A 15,598-nucleotide genomic window follows, 5' to 3' on the forward strand; every position below is an offset into this window, starting at 1 on the left:
CGGCTGGCCTGCGCGTCGGCGGCAGCCTGGGCGGCGTTGGCATTTTTTTTTGCGGCCAACGTCTTGCCCAACGTAACGCAAATAACAATAATTATCGTTTTAAGGAGAGTACATGCAATACCTGCCACGATTCAGCAAGCTGGCGCTCGGGCTGCTGACCTGCTGCCTGGCCGGCCTGACCGCCGCCAAACCGGTGGTGATCGAAGATGTGCTCGGCCGCAAGGTGACGGTGGATGCCCCGGCCAAGCGCGTGCTGCTGGGCTTCTACATCGAGGACTATTTCGCCGTTGCCGGCGACAAGGGTTACGACCGGCTGGCCGGCATGTCGCGTGGCTGGTTCGTGAAATCGCGCCCGGCTACCTGGGCGATGTATGTGGCCAGCAAACCGCAGCTGGCGAAAGTGCCGGACGTCGGCAATGTACAGGACCAGAGCTTCTCCATCGAGAAAGTGCTGGCCGCCAAGCCGGACGTGGTAGTGCTGGCCGACTGGCAGTACAAGGCACTGGGAGCCGAAGTCGCCCGTCTGGAAAGCCTGCGCATTCCGGTGGTGGTGGTGGACTACAACGCCCAGACACTGGAGCGCCACCTGGCCAGCACCCGCGTGCTGGGCGAAGTCACCGGTGAAACCGCGCGCGCCAAGCGCATTGCCGACGACTACCGCCAGGTGGTGACCACCATCACCCAGCGCATCGCCAAGGCCAAACGCCCGCAACCGCGGGTCTACATCGAGCTAGGGGACAAGGGACCGGCGGAATACAGCTACACCTACGGCAAGAATATGTGGGGCGCCATGGCGCAGCTGGCCGGCGGCAACAATGTGGCGGCGCCGTTCGTGGAAAACTGGGGCACCATCCATCCGGAGCAGCTGCTGGCCAGCAAGCCGGAAGTGATCCTGATCGCCGGCTATGAAAGCGTAACCAGCAGCAGCGCGATGCAGATCGGCCAGGACATTCCGGCCGCCACCGCGCTGCAGCGGCTGAAAGGCTTTACCGGCCGCAGCGGCTGGGCCGAGCTGCCGGCGGTGAAGAAGCAGCGCGTGTATGCCGTGTACCACGGCGCCACCCGCAGCGTGATGGATGCCGCCCTGCTGCAGTACATCGCCAAGACGCTGTATCCGGACCTGTTCCGTGATCTGGACCCGCAGGCGACCTACCTCGGCTTCTACCAGCGCTACCTGCCGATCCGTCCGCAGGGCACCTTCATGCTGGGCATCAACGGCAAGACCGCGGTGTAACAGCGCCTAGTCTTCGTCTGGCACGTCGTCGCCGGGGAAACGCTCCTCGCGCGGCGAGATGCCGAAGTAGGAACGGTAGACGGTGGAAAAGTGCGGGCCGGAGGAAAAGCCGCACAGCAGACCGATCTGCACCACCGATTTGCCGGTATTACGCAGCAGCTGGCGCGCACGCTCCAGCCGCAATTGCAGGTAGTAGCGCGATGGCGAATCGTCGAGATACTGCTTGAACAGCCGCGCCAGCTGGCGGCGCGACTGGTTGGTGAGGGTGGCGATCTCGTCGGTGGTCAGCGGTTCCTCGATATTGGCTTCCATCAGCATCACCGCCTCGGTGAGCTTGGGATGCTTCTCGCCCACCCGCGCCAGCAGCGGCACGCGCTGGCGCTCGTCACTGCTGCGCACCCGCTCGGCACACAGCACCGCGGCGATGGCATCCACCAGTTCCACGCCGTGCTGGCGACCGATCAGCGCCAGCGCGCCGTCGATCTGCGCCACGCCGCCGGCGCAGGTAAAGCGGCTGCGATCCAGTTCGTAGACATGCTGCGAGGCCACCACCTTGCCGAAGCGGTCGGCAAACGCCGGCTGTTCCGACCAGTGGATGGTGGCGTGGTGACCGTCCAGCAGGCCGGCACTGGCCAGCCACCAGGCGCCGCAATGCACGCCGCCGACCAGGCTGGCACGGGCGGCCAGACTGACCAGGGTGTTGCAGCACAGCGCGGCATCGGCAAACGGCAGCACGCCTTCGCTGAGCACGAACAGCTGGTCGCAGTGGCCGGCATCGCGCAGGCTGCCGGCCACCGGATAGCTCATGCCGCCGCCCAGCGGCAGCGGCTGGCCGTTCCAGGAATAGAATTCGAGCTGGTACAGCGTCTTGCCGGCCAGACGGTTGGCCTGCAGGAACGGCTCGGCAAAGCAGCCGATACCGAACGGCGAACACGGCGGCAGCAGCAGCACCGCCAGTTGCTGCACACTCATGCGGCCAACCTTGTGCCCATGCCAGCGCTCACTTCAGGCTGCCCTGCAGGAATTGCTGCAGGCGCTCGCTCTTGGGCTGGCGCAACACCACTTTCGGGTCGCCCTGCTCTTCCACCCGTCCCTGGTGCAGGAACACCACGTGGTTGGAGACCTCGCGGGCGAAGCCCATCTCGTGGGTCACCACCAGCATGGTGCGACCTTCTTCCGCCAGGGTCTGCATCACCTTCAGCACTTCGCCCACCAGCTCCGGGTCCAGCGCCGAGGTCGGCTCGTCGAACAGCATCACCTCCGGCTCCATCGCCAGCGAGCGGGCAATCGCCACCCGCTGCTGCTGGCCACCGGACATATGCGACGGAAACTTGCCCTCCACCTCCGGCGGCAGGCCGACCTTGGCCAGATACTTGCGTGCCCGCGCCACCGCCTCGTCGCGGCTGATGCCCAGCACGTGCATCGGCGCCTCGATGATGTTTTCCAGCACCGTCATGTGCGCCCACAGGTTGAAGTGCTGGAACACCATCGCCAGCTTGGTGCGCATCTGCTGCAGCTGCCTGGGGTCGCTGACCCGCAGCGCGCCCTTCTTGTCCTGGTGGGTGCGGATGGCCTCGTTGTTCAGCGTGATGCTGCCGGCGCAGGGCTGCTCAAGGAAGTTGATGCAGCGCAGGAAGGTACTTTTGCCGGAACCGGAAGAACCGATGATGCTGATCACGTCGCCGGCCTTGGCCTTCAGCGAGATGCCCTTGAGCACTTCGTGCTCGCCGTATTTCTTGTGCAGATCGTCTACCACCAGTTTGTACATGAATCCCTCCTGTGCGGCTGCGGCTGGAATGCGCCGGCAGCCGGATGCCGACCGACGACAACGGCCGGCGGGCAGTGGCCGGGCAGGCCCGGCTGCCATACCGGCGCGAGGGGATCATTTCAGTAATTGCGGCGCGCCACAATCACTGCGGCCAACCTTTGCCGCAGTGCAGCAGCCACGCCAAACATCCAATAACCCATTACAAATCAGCAACATGGGCTAAAAACGCGGTTGGCCAGACCGGCCGCTGCGCGACGGCATCTGTACATCGATGTCACCTTTGCGCAATTGCACCGCGCCACCGCTGCCAGCGGGGAGCCGGCTCAGGCCCAGCCCGGCTCCAGCCGGTCCGGCCGGTCAGTGCACAGCATGTCCACCCCCCACTGCCGCAGCCGCTGCATGTCTTCGCTGCGGTTGACCGTCCACGCCATCACCGCCAGTGACTGCTGGTGCAGGTTGGCCACCCATTCGGCGGTGAGCGCGCGGTGGTAGACATGCACCGCGCGGCAGCCCAGCGCCAGCGCCTGCGCCACCGCCTCGTCCGACAGTTGCGTCAGCAACAGCGCGCGTGGCAGTTGCGGCGCCGCCTGTTGCGCCGCCGCCAGCGCCGGCAGCGAGAACGACGACAGCAGCGGCGGCAACGCCGCGCCCTGCCACAGGGCGGCGATCTCCGCCACGCACTGCCGCGCCATGGCGGCGTCGTCGCCGGCCGGTTTCAGCTCCAGATTGACCGCCATCCCCAGCTTGCGGCAGCGGGTAGCCAGCTGCGCCAGCGACGGCATGGTTTCGCCGGCGAAGGCCGGATGGAAGTAACGGCCGGCGTCCAGCTGCTGCAGCGCGGCCAACGTTTGCGCGCCGAGCGGCCCGTTACCGGTGGTGCAGCGCTCCAGCTCGGCATCGTGCGCGATCACCGCCTTGCCGTCGGCAGACAGCTGCACATCGCACTCCACGCCACTCACCCCCAGCCGGTGGCTGAGCAGCAAGCCGGCCAGGGTGTTTTCCGGCGCCAGCGCGCCGCCCAGACGGTGGGCAAAACCTGCGGGATAGGGCCAATGCATGCGGTTCTCCTGGTTGCCATCTTGCTGCAACAGACTGTTGTCACCCTGCTGCGGTTCATTCGTCATAGCTGCTTTGCTGGCCGGAAGGCAGAAAAATCCGCAACGCGCTACCTTGTCCCGCCTACCGGAACAGCGGCCGAACACCAGCCAGTCGGCGTTTGCGGGGGGAGATCCCTGGTTATCCCTTAAGCGTAATCCCTCGTTTACAGCGTTGGTCGCAAAAGGTTTACTTTATTGTCAGATACAAAATTATTAATGCTTTTGGCATTAATGCCGTACCTAAGTCGCATCGCTTGCTGCGGCCGGGGTGTGCTATCAATGACATGTTGCGTCGCAACAACGTACAAAATTGGCAACAGTTCGGCCACAAGAACGCGCAGTTCTGGAAATAGTTAGTTAAATCATTTGATTAAAAAACTGTCAGACAGTATTCATAGACCAGACAAAGCACGGCCGCGCAAGATTTTCGATCAAATCGATGTCGCGTTTATGTAAAAGCGTTGCGCCAAATCAAGAGTCGTGCTTAATTACCAATTCAAACGCTCGTTCGAAATCAAGCCTCGCACGGGCGTTCGCTATCTCCGCAGTTTTTAAAATTTTTCATTCAACCTTTTGCAGAAAGGAAGACCATGCAAATCGCTATTGCCACCGAACGGCTGGCAGGTGAAAGCCGCGTGGCCGCCACACCGGAAACGGTGAAAAAACTGGTCGCCATGGGTCACACCGTGGTGGTCGAATCCGGCGCGGGGCTACGTGCCGCCGCACCGGATGCGGCCTACGCGGAAGCCGGCGCCACCCTGGCCGCATCGCGCGCCGCCACGCTGGCCGGCGCCGACATCGTGCTCACCGTGCGGCCGCTGGATGCCGAGGCCGTGGCCGAACTCAAGGACGGCGCGGTACTGATCGGCCAGCTGGCGCCGTACCACAACGACACCTTCCCGCTGCTGGCGGCCAAGCAGGTGTCGGCCTTCGCCATGGAGCTGCTGCCACGCACCACCCGCGCGCAGAGCATGGATGTGCTGTCCAGCCAGAACAACATCGCCGGCTACAAGGCGGTGCTGCTGGCCACCCACTACTATCCGCGCTTCATGCCGATGCTGATGACCGCCGCCGGTACGGTGAAACCGGCCCGCGTGCTGATCATGGGCGTTGGCGTGGCCGGGCTGCAGGCCATCGCCACCGCCAAGCGTCTGGGCGCGGTGGTGGAAGCTACCGACGTGCGCCCGTCCACCAAAGAACAGGTGGAAAGCCTGGGCGGCAAGTTCATCGAAGTACCGATGACGGAAGAAGAACGCCTCGCCAACGACGGCGTCTACGCCCGCGAGATGTCCGACTCCTACAAGCATCGCCAGGCCGAGCTGGTAGCCAAGCACGCGCGCGCCGCCGACATCATCATCACCACCGCGCTGATTCCGGGCAAACCGGCACCCAAGCTGATTGCCGCCGACATCGTGGCGGCAATGAAGCCGGGCAGCGTGATCATCGACATCGCGGCGGAAGCCGGCGGCAACTGCGAGCTGACCCGCAGCGGCGAAGTGGTGGTCACCGACAACGGCGTCACCATCGTCGGCAGCCATAACCTGCCGGGCATGGTGGCGGCCGATGCCTCCAGCCTGTACGCCAAGAACCTGCTGACCTTCCTGAGCCTGATGCTCGGCAAGGACGGCTTCACCCTGAATCTGGAAGACGAGCTGCTGGCCCATACCCTGGTAACCCATGCCGGCGAAGTACGCTTCCCTGCGGCCAACGTGGCCCCGGCTGCCAAGAAGGAGACCATCCATGGTTGATCCGTTCATCTCCAGCTTCACCATCTTCGTACTGGCGGTATTCGTCGGCTACCACGTGGTGTGGAACGTTACCCCGGCACTGCACACCCCGCTGATGGCGGTAACCAATGCCATCTCCGGCATCATCATCGTCGGCGCCATGCTGCAGGTGGTGGACATCAACGGCAGCCAGCTCACCCTGACCTCGGTACTGGGGGCGATCGGCATCTTCCTGGCCAGCATCAACATCTTCGGTGGCTTCATGGTCACCCAGCGCATGCTCGACATGTTCAAGAAGAAGAAAAAATAAGGAACCGCCATGGAAAATATCTCTGCAATTCTCTATCTGGTCGCGGCGGTGCTGTTCATCCTGGCACTGAAAGGCCTGTCCTCGCCGACTTCCGCCATCCAGGGCAACCGCTACGGCATGCTGGGCATGCTGATCGCGGTCGCCACCACCTTCCTGGTGATGGACAAGCCGGTGCTGGCGCTGATTGCCGGCGCCATCGTCGCCGGCGCCGCCATCGGTGCCTGGAAAGCCAAAACCGTGGAAATGACCGGCATGCCGGAACTGGTGGCGGCGATGCACTCGCTGGTGGGTCTTAGCGCGGTGCTGATCGCGGTGGCCGCCATCTTCCACAGCGGTGTCGAGCACACCGGCGTGCAGAAGGTGGAACTGTTCATCGGTGCCTTCATCGGTGCCATCACCTTCACCGCTTCGGTGGTGGCCTACGGCAAGCTGTCGGGCAAGTTCGGCGCCAAGGCGGTGAACTTTGGCGGCCAGCATCTGCTGAACCTGGTGCTGGCGCTGGCGATGGTCGGCTTCGGCGCCGCCTACTTCTTCACCGACAGCCACGCCGCCTTCCTGATGATGGTCGCCATCGCGCTGGTACTGGGCGTGACGCTGATCATCCCGATCGGCGGCGCCGACATGCCGGTGGTGGTGTCGATGCTGAACAGCTACTCCGGCTGGGCGGCGGCGGGTATCGGCTTCACGCTGAACAACCCGGTGCTGATCATCGCCGGTGCCTGCGTCGGCTCTTCCGGTGCCATCCTGTCCTACATCATGTGCAAGGCGATGAACCGTTCCATCGTCAGCGTGCTGCTGGGCGGCTTCGGTGCCGAAGTGGCCGCCGGCGCCAGCGCGGCTTCCGGCCCGAAGAACCACAAGTCCGGTTCGGCGGATGATGCCGCCTTCCTGATGGGCAATGCCGACAGCGTGATCATCGTGCCGGGTTACGGCCTGGCGGTATCGCGCGCCCAGCATGCGCTGCAGGAGTTCGCCGAGCTGCTGCACGAGCAGGGTGTCAACGTGCGCTACGCCATCCACCCGGTGGCTGGCCGCATGCCGGGGCACATGAACGTGCTGCTGGCCGAAGCCGAGGTGCCGTACGAGCAGGTACAGGAGATGGAGGAGATCAACTCCGACTTCGCCAACACCGACGTGGTGCTGGTGATCGGCGCCAACGACGTGGTGAACCCGGCGGCACAGAAGGACAAGGCCAGCCCGATCTACGGCATGCCGATCCTGGAAGCGCACAAGGCGCGCACCGTGATCGTGGTGAAGCGCTCGATGAATGCCGGTTACGCCGGTCTGGACAACGAGCTGTTCTACCTCGACAAGACCATGATGGTGTTCGGCGATGCCAAGAAGGTGGTGGAAGACCTGGTGAAAGCCGTCAACCACTAAGCCGGCTGGCGCCACCCCCACCCCGCCCGTCCCGCGACCGGCGGGGTTTTTCTTTGCCCGCCGCCGCTACGACTTTGGTCGCAGTGACATTGTTGTTGCGGGGCATCATGGTAATAGCACGGCGGATATGCCACGTTTAAAAGCGTCCCAGCAGGGATCTGCAGCCCCCCTTACCCCGTGGAGTGACGCATGCTGTTCTTCAACAAGAAAACCACCACACCAGCCACCAGTAACGGCCAGACCAAGCCAGCGCTGATCCGCATCATCCGTACCGACAGCAACGGTTACGAGGCCGCCCTCGCGGCGCAGGCCGGCAACAGCATCAGCCTGGTCATCGGCTATCTCAACCCCACGGCCAACCTGGAACAGGTTGGCCGCAGCGTGGCGCGGCATTTTCCGCACGCCAAAGTGTTGCTCACCACCACCGCCGGCGAACTGTGCAGCCTGCAGCCGGCCGACAGCCTGTACCTGCCGGCCAGCGGCCAGTGGCAGAGCATGGTGTTCCAGCTGTTCGACGTGGCGCTGGTCAGCCATGCCCACGTGGCGGCGGTGCCGCTGGGCTGCGAGGACATCAAGAGCGGGCAGCCGTCGCAAAGCCACGCCACGCGCATCAAGCGGCTGCAGGAACAGCTGCTGCGGCTCAACCTGCCGTTTGCCATGCGCCACGACGAAGGCTTCGTGCTGACGCTGGTGGACGGGCTGTCCAACAGCGAAAGCTACCTGATGGAAGCGGTGTACGAGGCCGGCAACCTGCCCTACCTGTTTGTCGGCGGCTCGGCCGGCGGCCCGCTGGACTTCTCGATGACACGGCTGTACGACGGCCAGCAGGTGCGCGACGGCCACGCCGTGTTCGTGTTCATCAAGCTGGCGCCGGCCTACCGCTACGGCATCTTCAAGAGCCAGAACTTCGAGGAAACCGGCACCAGCTTCACCATCGCCGAGGCCAGCACCGAGCTGCGCCATGTGCATTCGGTGCTCGACCCGCACAGCGGCGAAATCCGCAACGTGCTGGATGCGTTGGCCGCGCACTTCCGCTGCAGCCGCAGCGAGCTGGGCAGCAAGCTGCAGAGCCACAGCTTCGGCATCAAGATCCAGGGCGAAATCTTCGTGCGCTCGGTGCTGGCGATCAACGAGCAGGAAGGCTACCTGCAGTTTGCCTGCGACCTCGCCTTCGGCGAGCAGCTGTTCCTGCTGCGCAGCGTGGATCTGGCCGACTGCACCCGCCGCGATTTCGACGCCTTCAGCCGCGGCAAGCCGCAACCGCTGGGCGGCATGCTCAACGACTGCATCCTGCGCCGCCTCAACAACGCCGGCGCGCTGGCCCGCGCCAACGTCTATGGCGACATCCCCACCGCCGGCTTCTCCACCTTCGGCGAGCTGCTGGGCGTCAACATCAACCAGACCCTGACCGCGATCTTCTTCTACCCGGCCAGCGACGGTTTCCGCGACGACTTTGTCGACCGCTTCCCGGTGCATTACGCCAACTTCAAGACCTACTTCTACCGCCGCGAGCTGGAGCGCGCGCGCATGACCAGCGCGATGAAGAGCCGCGTCATCGACGAGCTGGGCGGTTACAAGCAGTTTGCCGCCCAGCTGATGGACAACCTGCCGCTGTTCCGCGACACCACCGCCGGGCTGGTGGACCATCTGGCGCGCATCGAGCGCGACATCAGCCAGCTGGGCCAGGGTGTCACCCGCGGCGCGGATTCCGCCGGTGCGGCCAACGAACGCATCAGCCACCTGGAAAAGGACGCGCAGCACATCGGCGACGTGATGCAGATGATCAAGAAGATTGCCGAGCAGACCAACCTGCTGGCGCTGAACGCCGCCATCGAGGCGGCCCGTGCCGGCGAGGCCGGCCGCGGCTTTGCCGTGGTCGCCGACGAGGTGCGCAAGCTGGCCAACAACACCCAGTCCAACCTCGACGCCACCGGTGATGCGGTGGACAACGTGATGCGCGCGGTGCGCGATGTCGGCGGCGAAGTGCGCGCGCTGGGCGAGCAGGTCGGCCAGTTTGCCGGCGAGATGGGCAATGTGGTCGGCACCCTGCAGGGGCTGGCGCAGACCTCGCAGGACAGCAAGCTGCGTCTCGACGACATGCTGGCGCAGACCGAAACGCTGTACGAGCGCATGCGTCAGGTCGACCGCGAGCTGGATGCCATCCTGAAGCTGGAAAAACAGTAGCCACCTGCCACAAACGCCATGCGGCCAACCTGCCAAGGTTGGCCGCATGTTTTTTGGAGCAATGAAGAATCAGCGCCGCGCGATCAGCACGATACCGGCACCGATCAGCAGCATGCCCAGCAGCTCGTCCGGACGCGGCCATTCGCCCAGGCTGTAGGCGGCCATGCCGACCGCGAGCACCGGAATCACCAGCGCGTTGAAACTGAGGGTGGAGGCCGGCAGCCGGCGCAACAGCCACAGCCAGGCCAGCCAACCCACCGCGCTGGAGAACACGCCGGAGTACACCATGCCCAGCACGAAGGCCGGCGACCAGCGGATGGCGGCAAAGTCGGCAAACGGCAGCAGCAGCAACATCGGCAGCAGCCCCACCAGCGCCTGCCAGCCGGAGAAATTCAGGCTGTCGAGTTGGCCGCGTTGGGTCGCGCGCTTGGACAGCACCGAGCCCAGCGCCCAGAACAGCCCGGCCAGCACCGCGCACAGCATCGGCAGCATGCCGCCATGCAGCTGCCACGGCGCCACGATCAGCATCAGGCCGGCAAAACCGGCCGCCATCGCCCGCAGCGCATTGCGCGAGAACGGCTCGGCCAGCAGCCAGCGCGACAGCAGGGCGACCCAGAACGGCATGGTGAACACCAGTACCGAGGTGCGGCCGGCAGCACCGGCCACCAGCGCCAGCGTGACCGCCAGCCCGTACAGGAGGTTGCTGGACAGCCCCACCTGGGCCGCATCGCGCAGCCGCTGCGGGCGGATGTTGTGGCCGCGTGCCAGCAGCACGCCGAACAGCGTCACGCTGCCGATGGCGGTGCGGATGATCAGGTGGGTAATCGGCGTGGCCGCCTGCAGCGTCACCTTCATCACCACGTAGTTGTACGCCCACATGGTGACCAGCCCGGCGAACAGCGCGTACGGCAGCCAGCGACTGGCGCTCAGGCTGGCGGAAAGGTTGGCCGCCAGGCGGCGGGCGGGATTGAGGGTGCTCATGCGGCGGCTCCGGTAACGGGCAAGGCCCGATGCGATGAGCACAGTGTAGAAACAGCGCCGCGGCCACCTGCTGCGTTATCATGCGTCAAACTGCAGCCAAGCTGCTTTTCAATGCCGTTTTACGCAGGAATCCTGACATGCTGGATGCTTACGATCGCAAACTGCTGGCGCTGCTGCAGGAAGACGCGCGCCAGACCCACGACCAGCTGGCCGAGGCGGTGAGCCTGTCGCCCACCGCCGTCACCCGCCGCCTGAAACGGCTGCGCAGCGAGGGGCTGATCCGGCGCGAGGTGGCGCTGGTGGACCCGGCGCTGTTCGGCCGCAGCCTGCGGCTGGTGGTGAACGTGATGATGCAGCGCGCACAGGCGCCACTGGTGGATGCCTTCAAGGCGGCGATGGAGGCGGCGCCGGAGGTGATGGAGTGCTACAACGTCACCGGCCGCCCGGACTTCGTGCTGATCGTGCTGGTACGCGACATGGGCGACTACGAGCGTTTCGCCCGTGCCCACCTGATGAACAACCCGCATGTGCGCGAATTCGAATCGCTGGTAGTGATCAATACCTGCAAATACCGCACCGCGGTGCCGCAGGACGAGGACTGAGCCCCGACAGCGCGGCAAAAGCCATGCGGCCAACCGCCACAGGTTGGCCGCAAGCCGTTTCACTGCCGCGGAGGACTCAGATTTCGTGCAGCAGCGCGTGCTCGATCTCGGAGAAGGCGCGCGGCACGCGCAGGAAGTTCAGCGAGATCCCCAGCCGGCGGGCGATGGTGGAGGTGGAGAACAGGCCGCAGATTTCCAGGTGGCCGCTATGCGGGCTGCGCTCTACCACCAGCGCGTGCTGGCGGCCGTGCTCTTTCAGCGTGGCCACCACATGGCCGACGCAGGCATGGCTGACATCGACCATGTTCAGCGCTTCCAGCTGGTTGCGCGGCGTCATCACGTCGGCCACCAGCAGGTCCTTGCGCTGCTTGCCACTGCCCTGCATGCACTTCAGCGGCCGCTCGCCCAGCACGTCGCTGGCGGTCAGCAGGCCGGTAAAGGCACCGGCGTCGTTGGTGACAAACAGCAGGCGGATACCGTGGCTGACCATGCGCGCATGCGCGTCTTCCAGCAGGGTGTCGTCGGTGATGCTGATCGGGTCGATGACGCGCAGATCGGTGAGCACCTCGACCGCCGGGCTTTTCAGTGTCAGTGGGCGCTGCGGGCGCTGTTCGACATGGATGAGGTCGGTAGCGACGGGAAGGCTGATGCCAGGGAGGGCGTGATAGTCCATTATGCGGGCTCCTGTACGGCGGGTAGCCCCCGCACCCGCGGGCGACTCCCGTGTTTTACTTTTTGCCGGCCCGCGGCACGCAGGCCGGTATGCTGCCGGGCAGTGCAGCGGCACCCCTTGGCACCTCCCGGTCTTTCTATCTAAGCACGCCACGGCGCGGCTTGCCGTCCTTTCGTGTAACCGAATTTACCCGCCCCATCCTTTTGCCCTGCCCGGCTCCTCCTTCCGGCGTATCGGCATGCCGCCCGCCAGCGCCTAGACTGGGCTTTTTGCTGCGGAGTCCGTCATGCACCCGATTACCGATTTTGCCAGCCTGCTGGCCGCCGCCCGTGCCCAGCCGGCACCGCAACGGCTGCTGTTCGCCTTCTGCAACCGCCGCCTGCACGACGACCACAGCGCGGCCGAGGCCGCACGCTTTGCTGCCGGCGAAGGCGGCATCCTGCTGCCGGCGCTGTGCGTGGACAAGTCGGTGCTGGAGCTGGACAGCTTTGCCGCGCTGGCGCAGCAGGCCGACAGCATGGACGACAGCTGGCAGGTGGTGTTCGTCGCCGCCATCGACGACAGCGGCAGTGCCGATGCCGATGCGCCGCTCAAGCGCATGGTGCAGACCATCCAGACCGGCGGCGATGTTGGCCGCTACCTGGCCTTCAACCGTCACGGCGAGTTGCTGCAGTTTCTGTAACCGTCTGCGGCCGGCAAAAAAAATCCGCCCCGAAGGGCGGCGCAAGGATTGGGGTATTGACGATGGAACTGCCGGCCGCACCCGCGGCCGGTGGCAAGGTTGTCAGCCTGCCATAACCGCCTCGACCTCATCGGCAGTACGGGCGATAGGCTCGCCCAGCACGCGGCTGCCGCTGCCGGTCACCAGCACGTCATCCTCGATGCGGATGCCGCCGAAGTCGCGGTATTCGTTGAATTTGGCGTAGTTGATCAACCCGGCGTGGCGGCCTTCGGCCTGCCAGGCGTCGATCAGCGCCGGAATGAAATAGATGCCGGGCTCCACGGTAATCACCATGCCGGCCTTGAGCGCCTTGCCCAGGCGCAGGTAACCCATGCCGAACAGCGGGCTGCGCACCGCCTCGTCGCCGTAACCGACCAGATCCTCGCCCAGGCCTTCCATATCGTGTACGTCCATGCCGATCTGGTGCCCCAGGCCGTGCGGGAAGGCGATGGCGTAGGCGCCGCTGTCCACGATCTCGCCGGCATCGCCGTGGAAGAAGCCCAGCGCCGTCATGCGCTCGACCATCACCCGTGCGGCCAATTTGTGGATAGCGAGGTAGCTGACGCCCGGACGCACCGCGTCGATGGCGGCCAGCTGCATCGCCAGCACGGTGTCGTACAGCTCGCGCTGGCGCGGGCTGAATTTGCCGCCCACCGGAATGGTGCGGGTGATGTCGCTGGCGTAGCCGCCGGCGGAGTTGGCACCGGTGTCGTTGACCACCAGATCGCCAGCCTGCAGCAGCTGGTCATGATGGTGGTTGTGCAGCACTTCGCCACGGCGCGAGAAGATGCTGGGGTAGGCCAGCTGCAGATCGTGGCGGCGCACGATGCCTTCCATCTCGCCGACGATGGCGTGCTCCACCACGCCGGGCCTGGCAGCGCGCATCGCCGCCAGATGCATGTCGCGGGTGATCTGCAGCGCCGCTTCCATCTCGGCGATTTCTTCCTCGCCCTTGATTTCACGCAGGCTCACCACCGCACGGGTCAGCGCGGTGCTGTAGCCCGCCCGGGCGTCGTCCGGACTGCTTGCCAGTAGACGCGCCAGTTCCAGCACGCTCTCGCCGCGGTAGGGCTGCAGGTAATGCACGGCACGGCCGGCGGCCCTGGCGGCAGCCAGCACATCGGCCAGCGCGGCATACGGCTGGCTGCGGCCAACCTTGACCTGCGCCGCGCGCGCGGCCAGCGTCGGCAACTCGCCGGTCCACACGATGTCGGCCACCTCCGGATCATTGCCGAACAGGGTCGCCTCGCCGCTGGCGGTATCGATCACGCCGGCCAGCCCCGGCTCGTTGAGGCCGAAGAAGTAGCGGAACGAGCTGTCCTGCACGAAGGGGAAAATATTGTCGCGATAGTTCATCGGCGAATCGACGTTGCCAAGGAACAGCAACAGGCTGTCCGGCATTAGCGCGGCCAGACGCTGGCGACGCTGCAGATAGATTTCGGGCTGGAACATGGCGGCCTTCCACGGGTGGGGCGGGAAAGTGCGCATTTTTGTATACAATCGTTCATCTGTATAGCAAAACCCCGCCAGCCGGGGTCGGACATGGCGGGGGTGTGGCGATTGTGTTGCAGCGGCGCGGCCTTGTTCGCCTAGCGGACTTCGGCCACCGGCTTGGCCTTGCGGCCAACCCTGGGCTGCCAGCGCAGGATCAGCCCGGCGGCCACGCCAGCCAGCAAGGCCCACAGCGGCGCGCCTATACCGGCGATGGTGACGCCGGACGCCGCCACCACGAAGGTAAGCAATGCCGCCTCGCGGTGGGTGTCATTGCTCAGCGCCGCAGTCAGCGACGAGGCCAGGGTGCCGAACAGTGCCAGCGCCGCCGCCGCCATCACCAGCGCCTTGGGCAGGATCAGCAGCACCGCCACCAGCGCACCGCCCAGCAACGCCACCAACAGGTAGCACACCGCCGCCACCACGCCGGCTTTCCAGCGCTGGTGACGATCCGGATGCGCTTCGGCACCGGTACACATCGCGGCGGTAATCGCCGCCAGCACCACCCCGTGGCAGCCAAACGGCGCAAGCAGCGCAGACACCCCGCCCAGCACGCTGACCGGTACCTTGGCCGGAATCACAAAGCCGTCATTCTTCAGCACCGCCATGCCCGGCAGGAACTGGCCGGTCAGCGCCACCAGAGCCAGCGGCAAGGCGATATTGGTGATGCCGGCGAGGCTGAATGCCGGCGTGGTCCACAGCGGGCCACTGGCGCTGGCCGCCAGCGACGGCGCCGCCACGAAGCCGCCCTGCAACAGCAACAGGCCGCAGCCCAGCAGCAGCGAGCCCATCAGCGCGTAGCGCGGCCACATGCGGCGACCGAGGAAGAAGGCGATGGCCATCGGCAGCACCAGCGCGGTCTGGTCGCGCATCGCCGGCACCAGCTCCACCACGAAACGGAACAGGATGCCTGCCAGCAGCCCGGCGGCCAACGCCGGCGGAAAGCGCTTCATCAGCGCGTCGAAGACGCCGCTGATGCCGATCAGCCATACCGCCAGCCCGGCGAGGAAAAAACCGCCGACCGCTTCCGGATAGCTGACGCTGGGCAGCGACGCCAGCAGCACCGCCGCCCCCGGCGTGGACCAGGCGGTGATGATCGGCATCTTCCACTTCCACGACAGCCACAGCCCGGCGATACCGGAGCCGAACGACACGGCCCACATCCACGAGGCCAGCTGGCCGGCACTGAGACCGGCCTGCTGCGCGGCGTGGACGATGATTAAAAAAGGGCCGGTGTAGCCCACCGCAATGGTGAGTACACCGGCGATCAGGGTAGAGGGAGGCAGCTTTTGCAGCATGGCGTGCTCGCGGGTAAGAAGTTGGCTGCGCGGGCAGCGGGAATGGACACAGCTTAGCCGCGGCCAACGTGGTGCGCCTGCCACAGCCGGCTATAACAGAGTGGCGCTGTTATGCCCTGTTCTATATAACAG

General features: G+C 65.3%; 13 protein-coding genes and 2 pseudogenes. 8 read left to right on the forward strand and 7 right to left on the reverse strand.

Features of this window, described 5'->3' with window-relative positions; all coding sequences use genetic code 11:
* Positions 1–112: 112 nt before the first annotated feature.
* Entirely contained in the window at positions 113–1,234 is a 1,122-nt protein-coding gene (locus tag HU218_RS11350) for an ABC transporter substrate-binding protein (RefSeq protein WP_174875055.1), read from the forward strand.
* Positions 1,235–1,240: 6 nt separating this feature from the next.
* Here the strand turns inward: HU218_RS11350 and HU218_RS11355 are convergent, their stop codons facing one another.
* The 3 genes from HU218_RS11355 to ugpQ all read right to left on the reverse strand — a co-directional run bounded on the left by HU218_RS11355 (position 1,241) and on the right by ugpQ (position 4,126).
* Positions 1,241–2,206: a GlxA family transcriptional regulator gene (locus tag HU218_RS11355; protein WP_174875056.1), complete on the reverse strand. Its 966-nt coding sequence runs from the start codon at positions 2,204–2,206 to the stop codon at positions 1,241–1,243.
* Between the two features lie 28 nt (positions 2,207–2,234).
* Positions 2,235–3,002: an ABC transporter ATP-binding protein gene (locus tag HU218_RS11360; protein WP_174875057.1), complete on the reverse strand. Its 768-nt coding sequence runs from the start codon at positions 3,000–3,002 to the stop codon at positions 2,235–2,237.
* Positions 3,003–3,325: 323 nt separating this feature from the next.
* Positions 3,326–4,126: a glycerophosphodiester phosphodiesterase gene (gene ugpQ, locus HU218_RS11365; RefSeq protein ID WP_246211028.1), complete on the reverse strand. Its 801-nt coding sequence runs from the start codon at positions 4,124–4,126 to the stop codon at positions 3,326–3,328.
* A 563-nt stretch (positions 4,127–4,689) separates the two neighbouring features.
* On the opposite strand from ugpQ, the gene HU218_RS11370 reads away from it, so the two are divergent.
* From HU218_RS11370 to HU218_RS17200, 5 genes and pseudogenes are all read left to right on the forward strand, one after another.
* On the forward strand, positions 4,690–5,847 hold the full coding sequence (locus HU218_RS11370; protein ID WP_174875058.1) for a Re/Si-specific NAD(P)(+) transhydrogenase subunit alpha: 1,158 nt from the start codon (positions 4,690–4,692) through the stop codon (positions 5,845–5,847).
* Complete coding sequence (locus HU218_RS11375) at positions 5,840–6,136, forward strand: proton-translocating transhydrogenase family protein (protein ID WP_174875059.1); 297 nt, start codon at positions 5,840–5,842, stop codon at positions 6,134–6,136. The genes HU218_RS11370 and HU218_RS11375 overlap by 8 nt, the downstream gene beginning before the upstream one ends.
* A 9-nt stretch (positions 6,137–6,145) precedes the next feature.
* Positions 6,146–7,516: an NAD(P)(+) transhydrogenase (Re/Si-specific) subunit beta gene (locus tag HU218_RS11380; RefSeq protein WP_174875060.1), complete on the forward strand. Its 1,371-nt coding sequence runs from the start codon at positions 6,146–6,148 to the stop codon at positions 7,514–7,516.
* 189 nt (positions 7,517–7,705) lie between these two features.
* Positions 7,706–8,884 (forward strand): annotated as a pseudogene (locus HU218_RS17195) (FIST signal transduction protein); the annotation flags it as partial.
* A gap of 414 nt (positions 8,885–9,298) precedes the next feature.
* Positions 9,299–9,700: pseudogene (locus tag HU218_RS17200) on the forward strand (methyl-accepting chemotaxis protein); the annotation flags it as partial.
* A 69-nt stretch (positions 9,701–9,769) separates the two neighbouring features.
* Here the strand turns inward: HU218_RS17200 and HU218_RS11390 are convergent.
* Positions 9,770–10,681 (reverse strand): DMT family transporter, encoded by a 912-nt coding sequence (locus HU218_RS11390; RefSeq protein WP_174875062.1) that lies wholly within the window; start codon positions 10,679–10,681, stop codon positions 9,770–9,772.
* A gap of 137 nt (positions 10,682–10,818) precedes the next feature.
* Between HU218_RS11390 and HU218_RS11395 the strand changes: the two genes are divergently transcribed.
* A complete protein-coding gene (locus tag HU218_RS11395) occupies positions 10,819–11,283 on the forward strand; it encodes an Lrp/AsnC family transcriptional regulator (protein WP_174875063.1) in 465 nt (154 codons plus the stop codon).
* Positions 11,284–11,359: 76 nt separating this feature from the next.
* Here HU218_RS11395 and HU218_RS11400 read toward each other — a convergent pair whose 3' ends face one another.
* Complete coding sequence (locus tag HU218_RS11400) at positions 11,360–11,956, reverse strand: CBS domain-containing protein (RefSeq protein ID WP_174875064.1); 597 nt, start codon at positions 11,954–11,956, stop codon at positions 11,360–11,362.
* Between the two features lie 286 nt (positions 11,957–12,242).
* Here HU218_RS11400 and HU218_RS11405 point away from each other — a divergent pair, with 286 nt between their 5' ends.
* Complete coding sequence (locus HU218_RS11405; RefSeq protein WP_174875065.1) at positions 12,243–12,638, forward strand: ribonucleotide reductase subunit alpha; 396 nt, start codon at positions 12,243–12,245, stop codon at positions 12,636–12,638.
* A 102-nt stretch (positions 12,639–12,740) separates the two neighbouring features.
* On the opposite strand, the gene HU218_RS11410 is transcribed toward HU218_RS11405, so the two are convergent.
* Together HU218_RS11410 and HU218_RS11415 are read right to left on the reverse strand one after the other, a co-directional pair.
* Positions 12,741–14,129 (reverse strand): aminopeptidase P family protein, encoded by a 1,389-nt coding sequence (locus HU218_RS11410; protein WP_174875066.1) that lies wholly within the window; start codon positions 14,127–14,129, stop codon positions 12,741–12,743.
* Positions 14,130–14,266: 137 nt separating this feature from the next.
* Positions 14,267–15,550, reverse strand: a complete 1,284-nt coding sequence (locus tag HU218_RS11415; RefSeq protein WP_281357164.1) for a benzoate/H(+) symporter BenE family transporter — start codon at positions 15,548–15,550, stop codon at positions 14,267–14,269.
* Positions 15,551–15,598: the final 48 nt, after the last annotated feature.

Source organism: Vogesella oryzae (assembly GCF_902829295.1).
GTDB lineage: Bacteria > Pseudomonadota > Gammaproteobacteria > Burkholderiales > Chromobacteriaceae > Vogesella > Vogesella oryzae.